Annotated in this window: 19 protein-coding genes; 12 read left to right on the top strand and 7 right to left on the bottom strand. The window is 65.2% G+C overall.

Translation table 11 applies throughout. From position 1 onward, the window contains the following. Nucleotides 1-77 precede the first annotated feature (77 nt). Together NGM10_RS05575 and NGM10_RS05580 are read left to right on the top strand one after the other, a co-directional pair. On the top strand, nt 78-1700 hold the full coding sequence (locus tag NGM10_RS05575; RefSeq protein WP_253482746.1) for an alkaline phosphatase family protein: 1623 nt from the start codon (nt 78-80) through the stop codon (nt 1698-1700). Then, nucleotides 1700-2785, top strand: coding sequence for a lipid II:glycine glycyltransferase FemX (locus tag NGM10_RS05580; RefSeq protein WP_253482749.1), 1086 nt, complete (start codon nt 1700-1702; stop codon nt 2783-2785). Before NGM10_RS05575 ends, NGM10_RS05580 begins: the two co-directional genes overlap by 1 nt. Nucleotides 2786-2829: 44 nt before the next feature. Here NGM10_RS05580 and NGM10_RS05585 read toward each other — a convergent pair whose 3' ends face one another. The 5 genes from NGM10_RS05585 to NGM10_RS05605 form a co-directional block, all read right to left on the bottom strand. After that, nucleotides 2830-3291 carry a hypothetical protein gene (locus tag NGM10_RS05585; RefSeq protein WP_253482752.1) on the bottom strand — a complete coding sequence of 154 codons (462 nt, stop codon included), beginning with the start codon at nt 3289-3291 and terminating at the stop codon, nt 2830-2832. A gap of 342 nt (nt 3292-3633) precedes the next feature. Further along, on the bottom strand, nt 3634-3966 hold the full coding sequence (locus NGM10_RS05590) for a DUF5518 domain-containing protein (RefSeq protein WP_253482755.1): 333 nt from the start codon (nt 3964-3966) through the stop codon (nt 3634-3636). Nucleotides 3967-4332: 366 nt separating this feature from the next. After that, the gene (locus NGM10_RS05595) at nt 4333-5469 is read right to left on the bottom strand and encodes a hypothetical protein (RefSeq protein WP_253482757.1); all 1137 of its coding nucleotides are present in this window, start codon (nt 5467-5469) and stop codon (nt 4333-4335) included. Between the two features lie 42 nt (nt 5470-5511). Beyond that, nucleotides 5512-6189 (bottom strand): hypothetical protein, encoded by a 678-nt coding sequence (locus NGM10_RS05600; protein ID WP_253482759.1) that lies wholly within the window; start codon nt 6187-6189, stop codon nt 5512-5514. A gap of 704 nt (nt 6190-6893) precedes the next feature. Next, nucleotides 6894-7079, bottom strand: a complete 186-nt coding sequence (locus NGM10_RS05605; RefSeq protein WP_253482761.1) for a hypothetical protein — start codon at nt 7077-7079, stop codon at nt 6894-6896. A gap of 542 nt (nt 7080-7621) precedes the next feature. Here NGM10_RS05605 and NGM10_RS05610 point away from each other — a divergent pair. Together NGM10_RS05610 and NGM10_RS05615 are read left to right on the top strand one after the other, a co-directional pair. Beyond that, nucleotides 7622-9841, top strand: a complete 2220-nt coding sequence (locus tag NGM10_RS05610; RefSeq protein WP_253482762.1) for a type II/IV secretion system ATPase subunit — start codon at nt 7622-7624, stop codon at nt 9839-9841. Nucleotides 9842-9940: 99 nt separating this feature from the next. Then, nucleotides 9941-10093, top strand: a complete 153-nt coding sequence (locus NGM10_RS05615) for a hypothetical protein (RefSeq protein WP_253482764.1) — start codon at nt 9941-9943, stop codon at nt 10091-10093. A gap of 65 nt (nt 10094-10158) precedes the next feature. On the opposite strand, the gene NGM10_RS05620 is transcribed toward NGM10_RS05615, so the two are convergent. Further along, a complete protein-coding gene (locus NGM10_RS05620; protein ID WP_253482766.1) occupies nt 10159-13308 on the bottom strand; it encodes a type 2 lanthipeptide synthetase LanM family protein in 3150 nt (1049 codons plus the stop codon). A 214-nt stretch (nt 13309-13522) separates the two neighbouring features. Between NGM10_RS05620 and NGM10_RS05625 the strand changes: the two genes are divergently transcribed. Beyond that, complete coding sequence (locus NGM10_RS05625; protein ID WP_253482768.1) at nt 13523-13699, top strand: hypothetical protein; 177 nt, start codon at nt 13523-13525, stop codon at nt 13697-13699. Nucleotides 13700-14016: 317 nt separating this feature from the next. On the opposite strand, the gene NGM10_RS05630 is transcribed toward NGM10_RS05625, so the two are convergent. Beyond that, nucleotides 14017-14271, bottom strand: a complete 255-nt coding sequence (locus tag NGM10_RS05630; protein ID WP_253482771.1) for a hypothetical protein — start codon at nt 14269-14271, stop codon at nt 14017-14019. A gap of 180 nt (nt 14272-14451) precedes the next feature. Between NGM10_RS05630 and NGM10_RS05635 the strand changes: the two genes are divergently transcribed. From NGM10_RS05635 to NGM10_RS05665, 7 genes are all read left to right on the top strand, one after another. Next, complete coding sequence (locus NGM10_RS05635; RefSeq protein WP_253482773.1) at nt 14452-16353, top strand: type II secretion system F family protein; 1902 nt, start codon at nt 14452-14454, stop codon at nt 16351-16353. Next, nucleotides 16353-17075, top strand: coding sequence for a DUF7289 family protein (locus NGM10_RS05640; protein WP_253482775.1), 723 nt, complete (start codon nt 16353-16355; stop codon nt 17073-17075). The genes NGM10_RS05635 and NGM10_RS05640 overlap by 1 nt, the downstream gene beginning before the upstream one ends. Continuing rightward, complete coding sequence (locus tag NGM10_RS05645) at nt 17068-17658, top strand: DUF7266 family protein (protein ID WP_253482778.1); 591 nt, start codon at nt 17068-17070, stop codon at nt 17656-17658. The genes NGM10_RS05640 and NGM10_RS05645 overlap by 8 nt, the downstream gene beginning before the upstream one ends. After that, complete coding sequence (locus NGM10_RS05650) at nt 17655-18332, top strand: DUF7263 family protein (protein ID WP_253482781.1); 678 nt, start codon at nt 17655-17657, stop codon at nt 18330-18332. Before NGM10_RS05645 ends, NGM10_RS05650 begins: the two co-directional genes overlap by 4 nt. Next, a complete protein-coding gene (locus NGM10_RS05655; protein WP_253482783.1) occupies nt 18325-18765 on the top strand; it encodes a DUF7262 family protein in 441 nt (146 codons plus the stop codon). The genes NGM10_RS05650 and NGM10_RS05655 overlap by 8 nt, the downstream gene beginning before the upstream one ends. After that, complete coding sequence (locus NGM10_RS05660) at nt 18753-19295, top strand: DUF7261 family protein (RefSeq protein ID WP_253482786.1); 543 nt, start codon at nt 18753-18755, stop codon at nt 19293-19295. Before NGM10_RS05655 ends, NGM10_RS05660 begins: the two co-directional genes overlap by 13 nt. A gap of 109 nt (nt 19296-19404) precedes the next feature. Then, entirely contained in the window at nt 19405-20505 is a 1101-nt protein-coding gene (locus tag NGM10_RS05665) for a hypothetical protein (protein ID WP_253482789.1), read from the top strand. The last annotated feature ends 58 nt before the right edge of the window (nt 20506-20563 follow it).

A 20563-nucleotide genomic window follows, 5' to 3' on the forward strand; every position in this document is an offset into this window, starting at 1 on the left:
GACACCGGCCGATTCCCGACCATAGCCAGACAGTAACTAATAGGTGAGGAGTTGACACATCCGCAGGAATATCAGACATGAGAACGCTCGTCATCGGTATCGACGCCGCGTGCCGGGAGGTACTGCAACCGCTCTTCGAAGCGGGCGTGACGCCCCGTCTCCGGAGCGTCTTCGGGGGAGGTGCGAGCGGCCCGTTGAAATCGGGGATTCCGCCGTGGACCGCGAGCGCGTGGCCGACCATCTACACCGGCAAGAACCCCGGGAAACACGGGGTGTTCGACATGCTCGCGTACGACGGCTACGACTGGGACGTGGTGAACGCGACCCACGTCCGGGCGCGGCCGGTCTGGGAACTCCTCGACCGATTCGGATTCTCCAGCGTCGCGGTCAACGTCCCGGTGACACATCCGCCGGGGTCGTTCGACGGCGCGCTCGTCCCCGGGTTCCTCGCGCCGAACGCGCCGCGGTGTCACCCCGAGGGGCTCCTCGGCGAGGTGCGGGCGGAAATCGGAGATTACCGCGTTTACCCCGACGACCGCGCACTCCGCGCGGGGAACACGGAGTCGGCGCTGAGAGTTCTCCGGATGCGCGGGGCGGCGTTCCGGTATCTCGCCGACCGGTTCGACCCCGACTTCGGGTTCGTGGAGTTCCAGCAGACCGACGCGGTGTTCCACAAGCGACCCGGCGACCGCGAGGCGGTCGAGGCCGTCTACCGGACGGTCGACGAGCAGGTCGGCGCGATTCTCGACGAGCTGGACCCCGACAACGTCCTCGTGGTCAGCGACCACGGCATGGGTCCCTACGACGACTACGAGTTCCGAATCAACGAGTTCCTCCGGGAGCGGGGGTTCGTCACCGCCAAGAGGGGCGGGCAGGGGATGCCCGCGTGGACCACCATCAAGGAGGAGCGACTCGCTCTCGACAGCCCCGGTCCCCGCGGTCGGCGACCGCTCGAATCCCGCGGGCGACGCCTGCTCGAAGCGGGCGTTGCGGCCGCCGCTCGGGTCGGCGTGACGACCCAGCGCGTCGCCGACCTGCTCGATTCGCTGGGGCTCGCCGAGGCGGTCGGCAGGCGGGTCCCCCACGGCCTGCTACAGGCCGGGAGCGAGCAGGTCGACTTCCCCGCCTCGCGGGCCTACGCCCGGTCGCGGAGCGAACTCGGCGTCAGGCTCAATCTCGAAGGCAGGGAACCCGACGGGACGGTCCCCCGGTCGGCCTACGAGGCGGTCAGGGCGGAGCTCGTCGAGGCGCTCGAATCGGTCCGGACGCCCGACGGCGACCCCGTGTTCGAGGCGGTCGGACCCCGAGAGGCGTTCTTCGAGGGCCCCCACGTCGAGGACGCGCCGGACGTCGTCACCGTCCCGAACGGATTCGAGCAGTTGCTCAGCGTCCAGTTGGCCGGAGACGTTTTCGGGGAGCCGACCGAACCGTACAACCACAAGCGACACGGCATCGTGGCCGCGACGGGCGAGGACATCGACGCCGAGGCCGGAGTCGAGGGCGCGCACATCCTCGACGTGACGCCGACGGTGCTCGCGACGTTCGACGTGCCGAGGGGGACGGAGATGGACGGCAGACCGCTCCCCGTCGTGGCCGACCCCGGCGAGCGCGAGTACCCCGATTACGACGCGACCCGAACCGAGCGGACGGACAGCCGACGAATCGAGGCGCGACTCTCCGAGCTAGGATACATCGAATAGTGACCGTCGACATCAGACCCCTGCGACCGAGTCGAAGCGACCGCTGGGACGGCCTCGTGGAGCGTTCGGAGCGCGCGAACACCTTCTACCTGTTCGATGCGCTCGAACTCCAGGCCGAGGACACCGGGACCGAACTCCACCCGCTGGTGGGCTACGACGGGGAGACGCCGGTCGGCGTCTTCCCCGTCTTCGAGGTCCGCAAGGGGCCGATGACGGGGGCGTTCTCGCCGCCGCCCAAGTCGTGGAGCACGCCGCTCGGTCCCGCGCTGGTCGGAGACGACGCGGCCGGAGACGACCACGCGGTCGGAGACGACGCGACCGGAGACCACGAACACCACGCGACGGTCCGGCGCTCGCGCCGGACCGTCGCGTTCGTCGAGGCGTGTCTGGACTGGCTCGACGACCGTCTCGGCCCCCACTACCAGCAGTTCCTCCTCGCGGGAATCGACGACGTGCGACCCTTCCAGTGGAACGGCTTCGAGGTGTCCCCGCGGTTCACCTACGTCGTGGAACTGGGCGACGAGGAGGCCCTGCTCGCGGAGTTCAGCCGCGACGCGCGACAGAACGTCCGGAACGCCGACGCCGAGCGCTACCGCATCGAGCGCGGCGGGCCGGACGCAGTCAGATACGTCGTCGAGCGCGTCCGCGAGCGCCACCGCGAGCAGGACATCCCCTTCCAGCTCGACGCCGCGTTCGCTGTCGCGCTCTACCGACGCCTCCCCGAGGGGACCGTCCGGCCGTACGTCTGCCGGGTCGACGGCGAGCGAGTCGGCGGCCTGCTCGTCCTCGAACACGGCGGGACGGTCTACCGGTGGCTGGGCGGGGTGAAGCCCGACGGCGACCCCGATCTCCCCGTCAACGACCTGCTCGACTGGCACGTCATGCGAGAGGCGACCCGGCGGGGCCTCGACGAGTACGACCTCGTCGGGGCGGGCGACCCGTCCATCAACCGCTACAAGGCGAAGTTCAACCCCGACCTCCGAGCGAACTACGTCGCGCGAAACGGGACCGCGGGGGTTCGGGGACTCGTGGACCTCTACAGTCAGGCCCACTTCCTCGGGTCGAAGCTACGGGGCGTGCTGTAGGATTTTTAATATACCTACGTGAGTAATCTACTGAATGAAATATATTATAAGTCAGTTTCAAATGACTCTTCGCGAACTTGTCTATTGATCTGCTCAACGTACTCTGTGGAGCTACCTTCAAAATTGAGTTCTACATCCCCACCGCTATTAACTGTCATTCCAGATACGGTTGTGTCATCATTCCAAACGGATTGGTACGTAGCCTGAATCTTTCGTGGAGTATCTTCAGTTTCGCGTTTTGCACGAACTCCGACAGCAAACGACGCCCCATCGCATCCATAACCACATGCATCCCAATCACTATACGACCACATTGCCCCGTTGAAAGACGACTGCACTAGGTGAACATTAGTAGCATCTTCGGTGAAAGTGCCATCTTCTGGCAGATCGTAATCCTCTGACTTCCAAGAGAGGGTTACAACATCATTGTTCTTCTCGCCAGTTCCATAGCCACCATCCAGCTCTATATGGTAGTCGGAGACAGTATGTGTGTAGTCTCCACCCATGGTGAGTGTTGCAGTCAGATTTGATGACTCAACTTTTTCGCTGGAAACATCCTCTGACTGTTTGGTGTAGTGTGGTTTTTGTACCTCATCCGTATAGGATTCAACCCCAACACAATGTGCCCGTAGATATTCAACAAACCTCTCTTGACTTCCCGTTTCGTCGCGTATTTTGCGAGCTTGCCAGTAGATATCTTCAAGGTCTCTTTCTTCGCGAGTTGCGGCTCCGACCGCCGAAAGTCCACTGATACTGAGACCAGTGCCGACTACTTTTAGTGCTTTTCCCCGGCCAACCCAATTATTACTACCATTTATATTTTATAACTCTATTATTTACATATAAATCTAATTATTAATGTTCCTTTTGTTTATATACACAAATACACCACCACCTAAACCGGAAGTGAACAGGAGATAGATGGACTTCTCAACAAGAGGATGAACTAATTGCCACCAGTTTCGAACTTCATCTGACGCAGTCCCATCTACCAATCTTATGATTGAGACAACACTAATAACCCCAAGACCAACAATCGTTCCGTATTTTGCGCCCGATTCAATAGAATCTCCTTCTAAATAACCAACTATTCCACCGGCAATAAAAGCGCCACCAGAAGTGGTTGGGAGAATAAGAGCGGTCACTATTCCGACTAGAACGGTAGACCATCTTTTTTGCATACGCCAGATATTTTGAACACTATATTGGATTAATTACTCGATTTTGTTCTATCCGTATATGGTAGTGAATATTGTTATGGGACTTCAAACAGGAGCGCCAAAATCGTGACCCGGCTCTTAGAGACCCACGAGCATCACGGCGTGGTTTTCGACCCGGGATCGTCCAGCCGTACGTCTATGGGTAGACGGCGACCATGATTTCTGGGCGAACTACGTCGCGAGGGACGCCAGCACGAGGATTCGGGGACTCGTGGACCTCTACAGTCGGGCCCACTTCCTCGGGTCCAAGTTGCGGGGCGTGCTGTAGGCGATGGGCGGCCGGAGGACCGCCTCCATCGCCACACCGCACCGGCCACAGCGTGCGATTCAGAGGGCGCTGACGAGCTTTCCGAACACGTTGCCCGACCCGTACTTCATGCTGTTGAAGAATCCGTTTCCGCTGACGGATATCTGCCCGGAATCGTAAGCGTCGGCCGCCTTCGACATCGGGTCGTCGGCGCCGCGGATGTCCGCGAGCGTGGACTCGTCGACGACGATATCCGCGTCCGAGGAGCCCTGTTCGACGACCTCGTAGGCCGTGATCGCCCCCGAGGAGTCCGTGTCGAACCATCGCACGGTCAGTTCCGCGCCGCCGGACGCCTCGGTCCGCAGGTGGAAACTGTCCCCCGCGATGCGGTCGAACAGCACGTTCGGCACGCTGTCGCGGACCTCCGAGACGCGTTCGTTGTAGATGGCGACGGCGGCCGGGAAGTCGAGGATTACTCCGTCGGTGACCGCGGCGTGGTGTTCCTCGACGACGCTCTCGATGGCCTCCGCCACGTCGAGAACGGACTGGGCGTTTTGCTTCACCCGTTCGGCGGCCTGCTTCGCGTTCGGATGTATCCCGCTGTACGCCGACGGGGCGATGTCCGCCCAGCGTTCGACCCACTCGAACTCGCCGAGGACCGCCGAGAGGTCGGCCAGCGCATCTCCCAGCGCCTCGACGTTCGAGTCCGAGGGGTCGCTCGCGCACGCGTCGGCCCGGTCGGTGACGGTTTCGCACGCCTCGACCGCGCCGTCGAGTTCGTCGCGGGCGTCGGCCATTCCGTCCCCGTTCGCTCCCCGGAAATCGTCCGTGGGCGACTCCGTCACACCGCGGTCGGCGACCATCGCGAACCCGCTCTCGTCGCCGACCGCCCGGTACCACGACAGTTTCTCGGCGAGTTCGACGGCATCGCCGACGAGTCCCGGCACGAACGATGCGACCGTCGGGGTGTAACTCTCCTCGAACCGGTGTGCGAGGTCCTCGTTGCTCGGCGGGTCGAACAGGGGAGTCAGTTCGTCGAACGCCCAGCCCATCTCGGACGAGACCTTCGCGACGTATCGCGCCTGCTCGCGTCGCAACGTCTCGTCATCGATGTCCACCTGAGATGCGCCACGGACGCTACCAGTGACCCCGAGGGTTCCGGCGGCCACGACCGCTCCGCAGGTCCGAACGAAGGCACGTCTGGTTTGGTCAGTCATTTTCTGTAGTAATTATACCTGCAGTTCGACTTAGTAGTTTTGTCACGTTGCGGAAACTGCAGGCGAGAGGGGTAGAGTCCCGCACTTCGACGGAATCGGCGATGGACACCCCCACCGACGACCGTCGCTCACCGCGAGCGCGAACTCCCGGAGACGGTCCCCCGACCCGTCGAGGAGGCGGTACCACCCTCCCCCGAGAATCCCGGGACCGACGAGCGCGACGACCGCCTGCAGGAGGACCGCCCCCGCGGTGAGGACGGAGATTCCACAGAAGCCGAGAATGCACGCCTCCGCGCCGCCGAGGTGGAAGAATGCGACGCGACCGACTCCGCCGGGGGCGACGAAGAGACCGAAGACGGCGAGCATCGCGACCGGCCAGCCGTACGTCGCGTAGCGCAGGGCGGTCTCCGAGTCGAGGCCCCCGGCGCGCCGGAGGAGCCAGCGACCGACCAACAGCGGGAGCGCCGCGAGCAGGAGGCCCGAGAGCGCGCCGACGACGAGGAGGGTGACGGTCCGCGAGACGCCCGCGCCGACCGACCAGAGGACGAAGACGCCGAGGAGGTACAACAGCGTGGTCTGGAGGGCGGCCACCCACAACGCTCGCGCGAACGGTCGCGCACCGCTTCGATGGGAGCGGTGTGCGGTGAGTGCTACCGGTACCGAGACGCCGACGGTGAGGACGAAGGCGAGGGCGGGGAGCAGTCCAGACCACTCGGTCATGTTGAATATGTGAATATTTCGGCCAGAAATACGTTTGCCCTACTCGGAACTATCCAGCACGGAGAAAACGACGCTGATGAGCTATGACGGTCAGAGGCTACTAATAGATACCCTGATTCCAAAGAGTTTTGCATGAAATAGTACCCCTTTCAGAATCAGACGACCGACATCGAGACGACCTATCGTCGAAAAACTACAGCACGACCTTTATGACTGCTGTCAAGAAACCGATTACCGTAGCGATGGGATTTTTATTCTCTTGAGCTACTGACCAGACGTTCCTGACCGGTTCTCGCCACGGAGCTTCGTACTGCTTGCGATGACGTTCACGAACCTCCTCCATACTAATTCCGTGTAATTCAGATTTCCGTAGCTTAGTGAGCAAAGCCAAGCTTTCCTGTTCTTCCGGCGGAACGCCCCAAATGAACCGCTTGATGCGCTTGATTATTGACCGCATACCGACTGATGGCTCGTCGCCACATAAAAGAGTCCGTATGGATAAACGACAGAGAACTCAGTGTCAGCTACATTTTCATCGTACTTCATACATCTCCTCGTCAGTCGGTTTACTCGGATACCCAGCCGGTAGATATTGACTATCCGGAGAATACATCTCTGTCGCGTTCTCGTCCCGGTGTACCGACAGGAACTCTGTGCGGAAAGAATGGTTCGTGACTGAACGAACCTACGTATTCACTGTCTGGTTAGGAGTCCGAACCCTCGGCGTCTTCTGCAGCGATGTCATCGAGGTCTGCGAACGTTTGTTCGATCAGACCAAGTGCCCGAGTGAGTGCGTACTCGTCTCCGGGAGAATCGATGTGCTCGTTCGCGGTCTCGATGATTGCCTGTACGTGTGCGAGCCGTCGGCGGACAACCGTTAGGTCTGACATAGTACCTCGATAAATGTCTCTAGCGACACCCCCCCCATGAATCTTTTTGTTGGCAACACACATGCCGGAATAAGCGGGTTAATGTCGCTGGCGACAAGCAACTCGCCGCTTCCTGAACTTGGAATGGAGAAATGTGCGTAGCGACATGTAATGAGTGGCAGGAAACCGAGAATCACCACCGACGACGTACTCGAATGCTTCGAGGAAAACGACGACCGATGTGAACCGTTTACCGCACCGGAGATTTCCGAGATGTTGAATTGCCACCGCAACACTGCGAGAAACAAATTGGATGATTTAGTGTTTACTGGCGACCTCGACACGAAAAAGGCGAGTGCAAGCGGCAGAGTGTACTGGCGGCCCTGCTCAGAAGAACCGTAGGTCGCTCTTTCTCGACAGAAGACACATTTCTCACAACGTCAGTAACGCCTTCGGTATCGCGGGATAGGTGCGGATTCGACATCCACGATCAAGCCCACCTCTCAAAACCCGATTAGTTCCAAAAGACTAGATTTAAATTTAATTGGGAAGGAACCCACCCCATGAGCGAGGTATCGAGTGACGGACCATCCGGAGACGAAACACCGTCGCCGGAGGTCCCACCCCCCATCCCGCCCGATGACCCCGAGGCGTGGTACGCCCCGGACGTGCGCGCCCAGTACGAACTCCACCCCGGCGTGGTCGCGACCATCCGTGATACCGACGACGGCTTCGACTATCTGGTCCGGGAGCCGTCGCTGTCGCCCGCGGGCGAGGACGCCCTCGCCCGCGTCGCCGACCACTTCTCGACCGCGAACCTCGAGCGGCCGCTGACCCGCGAGGGCGCGACCGAGCGCATGGCCGCCGGGTTCGACCCGAAGTACCGCCGGATAATCGACCGGCTGACCGACCTGCCGCCCGACGCCCGCAGGCGGGTCGAGTACCGCGCGCTCCGGGACCTGCGGTGTCTGGGCGACCTCACGCCGCTGGCGCTCGACGACGGCATCGAGGTCGCCGACACCGCGGGCGAGAACCTCGTGGTCCACACCGACGACTACGCGCCCGCCGACACCCGCCTCCCGTCCGACGCCGACTTCCTGGAGCGGTTCGCCAGCGAGCGCGTCGAGACCCACACCGTCGACTTCCGGAGCTTCCGGGTCCCGGTAGTCGTCTATCGCGAGCACTTGCTCGCGAACGACGCCTTCACGACCAAGTACGCCGTGCTCGAACCCGACCTCCTGCCGGGCGACGAGGAACTGATACGGGAGTGCAAGGACCGCATCTGGGAGACCAACGTCGACGGCGTGGTCGAGGACCGCGCGGCGTTCGTCCGCGAGCGCGCCCGGACCTTCCTCTCGCGGCGGTTGACCGCGCGCAACACCCGGGCGTGGCTCGACGCCGCCGCCTACCGGGCCCGGACCGCGCTCGCGGAGTACGACCTAGCGGTCCCGCCCGTCAACCACCGGTTCTCGACCGACCGGCTCTCGGACCTCGTCTACTACGTGATGCGCGACTTCGTGGGCCACGGCAAGCTCACGATTCCGATTCGCGACGACCTCTTAGAGGACATCGAGGCCAACCGGGTCGACGAGCGCATCAAGGTGGTGCCCCGCGGCCGGGAGATCGGTCACGGCGAGCGCATCCCGACGAACCTCCGGTTCGAGGACGAGTCGGCGTTCGTCAACGTCGTGACCCAGATGGCCGCGAGCGACGGCACCGAACTCAACGCCTCGAACCCCAGCGCGAAGGTCAACCTCGACCCGGCGGGCGTTCCGGACGGGACCACCATCCGGTGTGCGGTCGCGCTGGGCGTCATCAGCGAGGACGGCCCCCACATCTCCATCCGCAAGCAGGCCCCCGAGGCGATGACGCCCGTGGACCTGCTCGAATCCGACAGCCTCTCGACCGAGATGGTGACCCTGCTCTGGCAGGCCTACGAGCACCACGGCGTCGTGCTGTTCTCGGGGCCGACCGGCGCGGGCAAGACCACGCTGATGAACGCTCACATGCCGTTCGTGCCCTACCGCGACCGACCCATCTCCATCGACGAGGGGTCCCGAGAGGTGCGCCTGCCCCACGAGACGGGCGTCTCGCTCACCACCCGCGACCACGAGAGCGACTACAAGCGGGTCACGATGGCCGACCTCATGACCGAGTGCAACTACCTGAATCCCGACGTGGAGGTCATCGCGGAGATAAACACGCCCGCGAGCTTCGAGACGTTCGCCGAGACGCTCAACACCGGCCACGGCGTCATCGGGACGACCCACGCCGAGGACGTCGAGAAGCTGGTCAACCGCGTCATCGAGCAGGGCCTGCCCTCGTACCTCCTGCAGGAACTCGACCTCGTGGTCTTCCCCCAGCGCGTCGACGGCGAGCGCTACGTCGGCGAGGTTGTCGAACTCCTCACCGAGTCGGAGTTCGCGGACCTCGACTCGGCGCGCGCCCGCTGTGGGACCGTCCGAAAGGACGACGTGACCGTCTACTGGAACACTGTCGCGTGGCGCGATACGGAAGGAGAGTTCCACCTCGCGTACGACCACCCGCGACTCGACGGCGGAGGCGACGAGCGCGCTCGTCGCCTCCGCTTTTTCGACAGGCTCGCGAATCGGACCGACCGGACGGTCGAGGAGGTGGAAGCGGAGTTCCACCGCAAGCACGGCTACGTCCAGTATCTGGAGCGGGAGGGCATGGACGACTTCGACGAACTGTTCGGGTTCCTCTCGGACCTCCAGACCAACGAGGCCGCGACCGTCGAGCGGGCGGGGCGAGGAACTGTCTAAGCCTCTTTGACGACGCATTTCATCTCCAAATCTAATTTATGTATTGGTTATAATTAGTCCCAAAACTTATGTTGTTCTCCTCCGTCAGTATGTTTTGCAATGTCACACGACATTCCCACTTCGCTCGAATCGGAGTACGAGCCCGCCCACAACGAGACCGACAAGCAAGTCGTCGTCGGAAGTTCGAGCTGTTACATCAGCGACGACCCGGTGTGTAACAGTCCGGGCGACGACTACGAAAAGCGCTTCTGAACTGTCGGTCGACGGCCGGTCGACTCCGTTTTCACGACCACGCTACAGAGACCAGCCCCCGAGTGTCACTCCAGTCGCATCACGTTCGGCAGGGCGATGTCCCTGTCGCGAACCGTCAGCTGTAGCGCGACGTAGCCGACGCCCGCCAACCCGGTGAACAGACCGAACCGGGGAAGCATCGGCAGGTGATTTCCGATTCGGAACCGTCCTTCCGCCTCGGCGCGTTCGAGCGTCTTTTCGAACAGTGTCTCGCCCTTCGACGTGAGTTCGGGGTCCCCAAGGGTCTCGCCCGCGTCGACCATGACCAGCGCCCGTCCCATGGACCCACAACACAGCGAATCTTCCAGACTGGGTTCGGTTCGGAGATTCTCGCGGGGAATCGAGATGTCCGTCGGCACCTCGCGTCCGGCCGTCTCTGCGACTACGACGTGCCCGAGTGTGACTCCGACCGCACCGTTACACCAACCCCAGATGGTTCCGCTCTCGTCGTCGTACAGATTCTCGCATTCCGGGTCGGTCTCGCGTCGCCACCGTTCGGCGTCGCACCGGAGGGCATTCTCGCCGACGCGGGCGTACGTCTCCTCACCGGTCGCCGCGCTCAGTTTCACGAGCGCGGCCCCGATTCCGCCAGCGCCGTGTGCGAAGGCAAAACGCGGGTCGTTCCCCTCACTCGTGGGGATTCGATACCCGTCCCCAGTTTCGGCCGTCGCTTCCAGCAGGTGGTCACCACACCAGCGCGCGCGTTCGAGCGCGCCCCCGTCGCCCGTCCGCTCGTGTACAGCCAGTTGCGCGAGCAGTTCGCCAGCTGTGCCGCCGACGACGTCGAGTTCTGTGTCCGACTCGATCTCCTCGCGGGTAGTCCGACCGGCGACGCTCCGCCCGGCTTCGAGCAGTTCCGAGTCGTCGAGCAGTTCACCGGCTGTCACCAGCCCGTAAGCGACTGACCCCTTGCCGGTCGCCCCGCCGATTCGGAGGTGGTCTGCGTTTCCGTCCTCGAACGCGGTCTGAATCGGTTGCAGAACGCGGCGACTCCGGGCGGCGAGTCGGTCGTCGTCGCGGACGGCCGCCGCCGCTGCGAGGAACACCCCCACGCCAGCGTATCCTTCGTAGAGGTTCAGCTGCGGTTCTTGCAGGAGGAACGCGTCGTCGGGCGACGACCGCGCTAGCTCCGCCCACCGGTCGCTCCCATCTGGATATTCGGTTGTCACGTTCTCCAAGTGGGCCACGACGTTCGAGACGACCTCCGGAGTCGCGTCGGCGTCCGAGACCGACGCCCCCGAACTCGGTCCATTCTCGGACGGGGCGGCTACAGGGTCCGGGACCGTCGAACTCGTGAACGCGAGGTCGAGCAGTCGGAGTTGCGTCTCTATCCAGTGTTCGTCGAGGTCTTCGACGCGCTCGCAGGCGTGGTCGAGCGGCGACTGGTCCACGAACGCGCCTTGCGGTTCGCCGTGGCCGTCCCGAAGTTCGTGGCCGGTCGCATCGACGGTGAACCGCGGGATGGCGAACCGCCGGAGCGTCGCTTTCTCGGCTTCGACGCAGTTGATGAGGCCGTCTTCGCTCTCGGGAAGGAAAATCCGGTAGAGCGATTCGAGCGCGAACGACCGCTGGATTCCGGACCGAAGTTGCGAGGAGTACGCGCTCTCGATGAGTTTCGAACTGTAGTGGCCCGTCGGTCGGACCAGATACCGAATCTCACACCCCTCGAACGACCGGAGCGGCCCGTCTCGGAACCCCTCTCGGTCGGCCGAGATCGCGTCCACAGCGTCCCTGAATCCGCGTTTCAGTTCGTCGACATACTCCGAGGTCCCCCGAATCTCGCCGTCGAGTCGGGGGAGGTTCGTTCCGTCGAGGCGGCGTTCGTCTCGGAACGACATCTCCATGCCGTCGGTGTTCGGATCGGAGAAGGCGGGTGACTTCCGTTCGTACTCCACGTCGTCCAACTTCGTCAGCCCACTGTTCGTGACCGTCTGGGAGTCGCCCTCGGTGACCGCAGTCGTGAACGGCACGAGCACGGTTTCGAGAATCGACCGCTCGACGAGCGACGACAGCGCGGGCGACGACGGCGAAATTGGTGCGTCGAACCGCGGCGAGAGCACGGTTTCGTGGTCCACGATGATCGGTTGGTCGCCCGCGGCGACGATGTTCTCCTGGTGGAGGTCGGTCGAGCCGAGGACAAACGCCAGCGCGCTCAGCGCGCCCATCCGCTCGAAGTATCGCTCGACTCCCTCGGCCGAGTCGCACTCCGCGTGAGTGACGACCTCCATCCATCCGTAGTCGTCGCGGTCGAGGACGCGCGGCGCGTAGAGGTCCGGCACGTCGGTATGTTCGTTCGTCCAATCGAGTACGTCGGCGAACGCTTGCTCGCCGCCGACCGACCGAGGCTTGTAGACGACCGAGCAGTCGGCTTCGAAGTCGATCCGCCAGACGATTTCGCCGTCGCCGTGTGGGTCGTCGGAGAGGGCGGCCACGTCGGCCACGCGACCGAGTTCCTCACCGTCGTTGAACTGCTCGGCCAGCACCCCGCCGTCTGCCGCCAGTCGTTCGTCCAGTCGACTCACGGCGGTGTGCCACTGTTCGACGATCCTACCGAGCAACTCGAAAAGCACGGGATACGTCTCGAAGATGGCGTCGTAGTCTCCGTATCGCCGAACGAACTCGTCGTACACCGTCGTCGAGTCAGTCGTCTCCTCGAAGTCTGCGTCCGGGTACTCCCGTCGCTGGTACGCCTTGAACAGGATGAACAGCGGGTGCTGAAACGCGGTCGTCAGGCGTTCAAACAGCCAGTCGGTCAGCGAGTCGAGCGCGACCGACGAGAACTCGCTTTCAAGGTCGGTTCCCGCGGTTCCAGCGTCCGCGAGCGGTGCCACGAGGTCCACGAATGGCGACGTCTCGTATCTCGACGCGAGGGGTCGCGGTCGCTCCAGTTCGACCGCGCGCGCCACGACTTCACCGGCGGTTTCGAGCGCCGACGGGACGACATCGGAATCGCCCCGCTGGAGGGCCTCGAATCGCTCGCGCAGCCCCTCGACGGTGTACCCCGAGAGCGCGAGGCGTTCGGCGAACGCCCCTTCCGAATCGAACACGTCTCGCCAGTCGGCGAGGAACTCCTCGAAGTCGAACGCCGACGGGAGCGGCGGGTTCGCCTCAGAGTCGAGGTACGAATCGAGTGGCGTCGTCCGGGCGGCCGATTCCGAGAGGAGCGACTGTCGCATGTGTGTTTCGACAGAGAAAGTATCGTAAGTTAAGAATTTTTGTCGGGCATTCGGACATAAGTGAAACCTCCGACAGATAAGCAAACTATATTTCACATCGTGTCTTCAGTGAGATACCGTTCGCGCGTCCCGTCTGTCTCCCCCTGATTATAATTTAATTTTAAATACTGGAAGGGGTAAAGTGGGCCATGAGCCCACCGAGGAGGACCGCGCGGTGAACGCCACTGGCGACGGATCGAGGACGCGCTCGCTCTCTGTCCTCGACCGCGCGGTCTACGCCCTGTTCTCCAGACATGCCGACAGGTCGCGCCACGATGCCGACCGCAAGCGCTACCGCGCGACCGACGTGACCGCCAGCTTCGACGTGTCCCTTCCAGCGGCGTCCTGCTAGCCGGTACTTCTCTTTCGTTCGGTCGGAGTTGTACTTCTCAAAGAGATACTCGGTCAGGAACGTCTCGTAGGTGTTATCGCCCTCGTACTGATCGTGGAATTGTTCAAGACGTCGCTTGGGAGAAACGTCGTTTAACTGTTTATACACGCCCATCCGGTCCAACGGGTCTGGAGATTGCGTTCGAGTCATGGTTCACGGGCCACTTGTTTGCGGCCGTCACCCGTTGACGGCCGCGAACGACGAGGCCGCGACTGTGGAGCGCGTGAAGCGGGAGACGTGACTGAACTCTTCGCTCGAAAAATGGGGGACAGTCGATGCTACCCTGCGCACCGACAACCGTCGTAGCAGTCGTACGGACAGTCACTGCAGTCGTACACGCAACAGTCCGGGTTCTCCTCGCAGAACCCGTCGTCCGGTTCGACTTCTTCGAGTCCGTTCTCCGTCACGCGATACTTGAACTCGACGTCGTCGAGATTCTTCGGTTCGGAATCCGATGCGCCTGCGGCACCCACCAGCGCGAAGGTCGACCCTGCACCGGCGGCGAGTCGCTTGAGTGCGGTACGTCGTTTCATGAACGACCACATCAGCATTTCTCGTCATAAATAATTAATTTTCTGCCTAACTATATTGTGTTAACATCTAATCCGATTTCGAACTGCTCTTCCGATTCGTTCACCATCCATATCGCTAAACCTTAAGTACCAGAGCGAAGAGAGGAACGGCCATGAACGCGACTGGAGGAGGACGACGGAGTGAACACGTCTGCTAACGCTAATCACGGCGCATCGACCCTCTCGGTCCTCGACCGCGCGCTCTACGCCCTGTTCTCCAGACACGCCGACAGTTCGCGCCACGACGCCGACCGCAAGCGCTACCGCGCGACCGACGTGACCGCCAGCTTCGACGTTTACCTCGCCAGAACGTACGGCCTGTCGTGGCTCGCGTTCGCGCTCGTGGCGTTCTGGGCGTTCGCCGTCGCGGTTGCGCTCCCCGACGCGACCGTCGCGGCGGCCACCGCCTTCGTCCGCCGAGGAGTGCCCGGCCTCGAAGCCGTCCGGACCCCCGACCTCACGCGGACCACCGCGGCAGTCCTGACGGGCGTCGCGGCGGGGTTCGCGGGGAAACGCGCCACGGTCGCGCTCGGCGGGCTCTACCTCAAGTGGACCGCGAGCGCCCGCGAGTCGAGCATCGAGCGGACCCTCCCCGGCGCGGTCCGGTACCTCCACGCGCTGTCGTCGGGGAGCGACGACGGCGCGGCGATGCTCCGGAAGGTCGCCGACCGCCAGCAGGCGTACGGCGAGACCGCGGTCGCCTTCCGGAAGGTGCTCAACAAGGCCATCCTGACCGGGAGCCTCGACGAGGGGCTTCGAATCGTCGCCCGCGACACCCCCTCCCGGGACGCGCTGGCTCCGTTCCTCGTGAAGTTCCGCGAGCACTCCGAGCAGGGGCCCGACGCGCTGGCCCAGTACCTCCGGATGGAGGGTCGGATGCTCAGCCACCGCCAGTCCCGGACCCGCGAGCAGGCCGGGGACTTCCTCGAACTCCTCGCGGAGATGTTCATCGTCCTGCTGGTGATGCCCGCGCTGCTGGTCATCGTGATAACCGTGATGAGCGTCCTCGCGCCCGGCCTCAACGAACCGACGCCGACGCCGTTCGGTTCCGTCTCCGCCCGGGCGGTGCTGGTGTACGGAAGCGCGGCGTTCATCCTCGTGGTCGGTGCGGGCGCGGCCGCGCTCGTGGGAGCGCTCCGCCCGGCCGACCAGTCGGGCCCCACCTACGACCGGCCCGCGAGCGCGCTGGCGACCGTCGCCAGCGCGCTCGCCAACCCCGCGAGTTCGGTGGTCGCGTTCGCACCCCTCGCGGTCGCCGTCGCCGGGTTGCTCCGGTCGGTCGGCTACGGACCGGTCGACGTGGTCCTGCTTGGCTACGTGTCGTTCGCGCTCCCGGTGGGACTGGTCGCGCTCCGGCGCGCCAGAATCGACGACGCGAAGGACCGAGAGATAAAGGACTTCGTCCACGCCGTCTCGGGCCACGTCAGCCTCGGGCGACCCTTCTCGGAGGCGGTCGAGCGCGTCGCCGGGAACGTCGACCTCGGCGCGCTGAACCCCGACGTCGCCGACCTCGCGTTCAACGCCAACCTCACGACACGCGAGGGCGACCTGCGGGCGTCGGCGCTCTCGCGGTTCGTCGACCGGGTCGGCACCCCGCTCGCCGACCAGACCATCGGACTGGTGACGGGCGCGCTGGACGCGGGCGGAGACGCCGAGGCCGTCTTCGAGACCCTTCAGGTCGAGATCGGGCGGCTCTACCACGAGCGAAAGGCGCTTCGCGCGAACATGCTGGTGTACGTCGCGGTGGGGTGGACCACCGCCCTGCTCGTCGTCGGCATCATGGTCGCGGTCAACGGCTACGTCCTCGACAGCTTCGCCCAGCTGTCGTCGCTGTCGACCGCCGACGCGGGCATGGCCCTCGACCCCGACGCGGTCCAGCCCGCCCGCGACCGCCACCGCTTCTACGTGGTGACTCAGGCCACCATGCTCGCCTGCGGGTGGTTCGCCGGATACGCGAGCAGGGGTCGCTACGAGGCGATGCTCCACTCGGCCGCGCTGGTCGGAATCGCCCACTTCGTGTTCGCGGGAGTGGGGATGATCTGATGGACAGAGCCCAGTCGAACGTCGTCGGCGTCGCGCTCCTCCTCGGCGTGGTCGTCGTCTCGCTCGGGGCGCTGACCGCGGGCGTCGGGACCGTGGTCGAGGAGAACGCCGCCACCGCCGACGCGACCCGGGTCGCCGCCGACCTCGACGCGGCGCTCGACCCGGTCGAGGCGACCGGCGTCCACCGCGGCCGGGTCTCCTTCTCGGAGGGCCAGCTACGGACGGTCGAGCGCGACCTCCGGGTGCTGAACGACTCGGGGGTCGTCCGGACCGTTCCGGTCGACGCGCTGGTGTTCACCGGGGGCGACCGCCGGGTCGCGTTCCTCGCGGGCGCGGTCGTCCGCGGCCCGGAGGGGAACGCGCGGGTCCGGACCCCGCCGCCGATTACCTCCTCGCGGTCGGGCGGTCCCGAGGGCGTGCTCGTCGTCGGCGCGCCCGAGCTCAACGGGTCGGCGTCGGTCTCGGCGACCGGCGGCGGGTCGGCCCTCGTCCGGACCGAGGTCACTCACCACCGCGAGCGCCTCGGCAACGAGACCTTCCGGGTCGCGGTCGAGACCTCGACGCCCGGCGCGTGGGAGCGCCACTTCCGGGACGAGAACGCGACCGTGACGACCCGGGACTTCGACGGCGACGGCGTCGACAGCGTGGTCGCGGAGTTCCCCGGCGAGCGCGTGGCCTACCTCGTGGTCCACGACATGCGGCTGGAGGTGCGGAATGGCTGAGGGCCGACGGGTCGGTCGCGGTCGGAACGACCGCGACCGACTCGAGAATCCGGACCGGCCCGGGAATTCGAACCGACCCGAGAATTCGAAGCGAACCCGGTTCCGGCGCTCGAACGAGCGCCGGAACCGCGAGGAGGACCGCGCGGTCGCCCCGGTGGTCGGCAAGGCGCTGGAGGCGGGCATCGTCGTCCTCTACATCTCGCTGCTCGGGGCGGTCCTGTACGGCGGGCTGGTCCCGGACTACCGGACCGCCGCGGGCGCGGAGGTCGGCGAGCGCGTCCTCTCCCAGTCGGCCCAGCGCGTCCAGCAGGCCGTGCCCGCCGCGACCGGGCGAGTCGCGGCCCGAACCGAGGTGTCGCTCCCCGCGACCATCCGCGGTCGGGGGTACGAGGTGCGGGTCGAGGGTCGAACCCTCGTCCTCGACCATCCCCGTGACGGCGTTGGCGGTCGGACCCGCCTCGCGCTACCCGAGACCGTCGACTCGGTGGAGGGGGAGTGGTCGAGCCGGGACCCGGCGTTCGTCGCGGTCCGAGGCGACGCCGAGGGACTCGCGGTCGTCCTCGAATCGGGTGAGCCGACGTGAACCGCGCCCAGATGAACCTCCCTGCGCTGGCGGTCGCACTGCTCGTCGTGACCGCGGTCGCGGTCGTGAGCTTCGGGATGGCCGACCGGGCGTTCGTCTCTGCGGACCGCGACGCCGACGAGCGCCGGGTCGCGGTCGCGCTCTCGGAGCGACTGGTCGGGGCCGAGACGCCGCTGACCGCGCGACCGAACGTCCTCGACGCCGACGAACTCGACGGGATGGACGCCGAACGCCTCCGGTCGCTGTTCCCGGTCGTCGACGAGCGCGACGTTCGGGTCCGACTCGGGAACCGGACGCTCGCCGAGTCGGGCGACCCGACCGGCGGGACCGCGGTACGGCGAATCGTGCTGGTCGAGGACCGCGAGGAGGTGTCGCTGACCCCCGACCTGTCGGCCGACGAACCGACGGTCACGCTCCCGCGGCGGTCGCCGCGCGCTCGTCTCGCAATCGACCCGCCCGAGGAGACGACGGTGACGGTCGTCCGCGCGAACGACCGGGTCGTCCTCCGGAACGCCTCGGGATTGTCGGGAGCGTTCGAGGTTCGGCTCTCGGAGTTCGAGACGACCGCCCTGACCTTCGAGTCCGAGGGCGACCTCTCGGCCGAGAGCGTCGAGGTGACCTACTACCCCGCCGAGACCCGCAAGGAACTGCTGGCGGTGACCGTCGATGCGTAGCCCGCGAGCGCCGAGCGCGCGGCCAGCGAGCGACCGCGCGCAACTCTCGCTGTCGGTCGTGGAGGCCGGAGTCGGCGTGGTGCTGATTCTGGCGGTCGCGATGGGGTTCGCGCTCGGGGTGGCCCCGCCCGACGACCGGAGCGCGCAGTTGGAACTGTACGCCGAGGACGGCGCGACCGTGCTGGCTGGCGAACAGCCCCGCCACCGGGGGACGACCCGGCTGGCGGAGGTCGTCGCCTCGCCCGAGGCGTTCGACCGCGAGCGCGACGCGCTCGAACGCCGGGTCGCGCGCATCCTGCCCGACAACCTCCTCTTCCGCGTGCAGACGCCCCACGGGTCGGTCGGCTACCGGCGGCCCGCGGGCGTGGCGGTCGGCTCGGCGACCGTCACGACCGGTGGCGGCGACGTGACCATCTGGGTGTGGTACGCGTGACCGAGAGCGAGCCGTCCCGACGCGAACGCGCCCAGCTCGTGCTCGCCGCCGCGGCGGTCGTCGCGGTCGCGCTCGCGCCGGTCGTGGTGGCGTACGTCCAGTTGGGCTACCACGCCGACGTAGACGCCAGCGAGGACTACGACGCGCCCGCCGAGAACGCCGACCGGGTACTCACCCGTGCCGTCCACGGGGCGGCCGCCGACACCTCCGGCGAACACGCGTGGCCGGACCGCGGCGACGCCGTCGCCGCGGTCCGGTCGTCGCTCGAATCCGACCTCGACGCGCTCCGATCCTCCAGAGTCGAGTCCGGGACCGTCTATCGCGTCGAATACAATCGGACCGCGGCCGAGTCGTGGCGGGAGTCGAACTGCCCCAGCGGTCCGAATCGGCAGTTCGGCGACTGCGAGGCGCAAGATGGCGTCGTCGTGCAGGAGCGCGCGGGCGAGACCCACGTTCTGGCGGTGGCGTTCGACGTGCGAGTCACGAGCGAGCGCAACGAGTTCGACCTGACCATCGTCGTCGAGCGGTAGTCGGTCCGCAAGTGCCGAGTGAACGGTTCCGGGTCGCGGCCCGAACCGAGGTGTCGAGACTCCAACTGCTACCCTGACATTCTTAGTGCCCCGGTATCACAAATGCGATATGAACCCGAATCGAGAGGTGGACACGTCGGCGGACGCCGACGGTGACGCGGTGGACGCGAACGAGTTACGGGGCTTGGGGCTGGTAGGCCTCTACGCCTCGGAGCAGGAGTTCGACGTCGGTGAGTCCACGGAGGTCAGGGTCGATATCGCGGGGCCCGAGGAGTACGACGGCGAAATCGCGGCGGACGTAGAGATCACCGTCCCCTCGGGCGTCCGACTCGACGCCGACGACGGGGATTCGGCGACGGACACCGTCGTGAGCCGACACGTCGTGCTCGAACCGGGGGGTGAGGAAACGACGGTATCGGTTCCGGTAAGAGGGCAGCGAGACGGAGAGCACACCGTCGCGGCGGACGTGACGTACTACCCGGTGGGACACGAAGAGCGCTCCCGGTCCATCAGCGGGTTGGAATTTTGGCTGACCGTCGGCGACGCCGAAAGCGACGCCGACCCCGCCGTTCCGCGGGAGGATTCCGACGGGAAGGCGGATTTCGACGAGGAAGCGGATTTCGACTGGGATGGCTACGACTCGGAGACCGAGTGGACCACCGAGAGCGACTGGTCGTCGACCGACGACCACGGGTCCGGGTTCGGTCGCGTTCAGGGCGTGGCGGTGGACCTCGGTAGATGGGCGCAGGCCCGTCGAATCACCGTTCTCAAGGTCGTGTTCGCGTGGTTCATGGTCCCGCAGGCGAGCGTGGAGGTCGAGGACGCCATACCGGTGTCGAGCCACTTCGCCGAGGTCGGACTCCGCGCGGTCGGGACGCTCGCCGGGGTCCTCGCGGGCGGGGCCGCGATACTGAGCCGTCCCGGGTCGTTTCTGACACACCCGCTGACGGGGTCCCCGCCAGCTGGCGACGCGAGCGTACTCGTCGCCTCGGCGGCCATCGCGAGCCTCGGCGTTCTCCTGGTGGCGTTCCAGTTCGTCTCGTTCGTCAGCCCGGGGCTGTTCGACGAGGAGCGCGACGGCGTGTTCACGGCGACGCTCGCGCTCCAGATTCCGGCGTTGGTGGGCCTACCGGCCGTGTGGGCGCTCGGGACCGCGCTCTCGGTCGGCACGAATCTGTGTACGGCCGTCGTGATGCGCGGATTGAGATGATGGCCGAGCAACGTCGAGCGGCCCACCGCTACTTCGGTCCGACCGGCCGGATTTCCCG

This window comes from Halorussus salilacus, assembly GCF_024138125.1.
Classification (GTDB): domain Archaea; phylum Halobacteriota; class Halobacteria; order Halobacteriales; family Haladaptataceae; genus Halorussus; species Halorussus salilacus.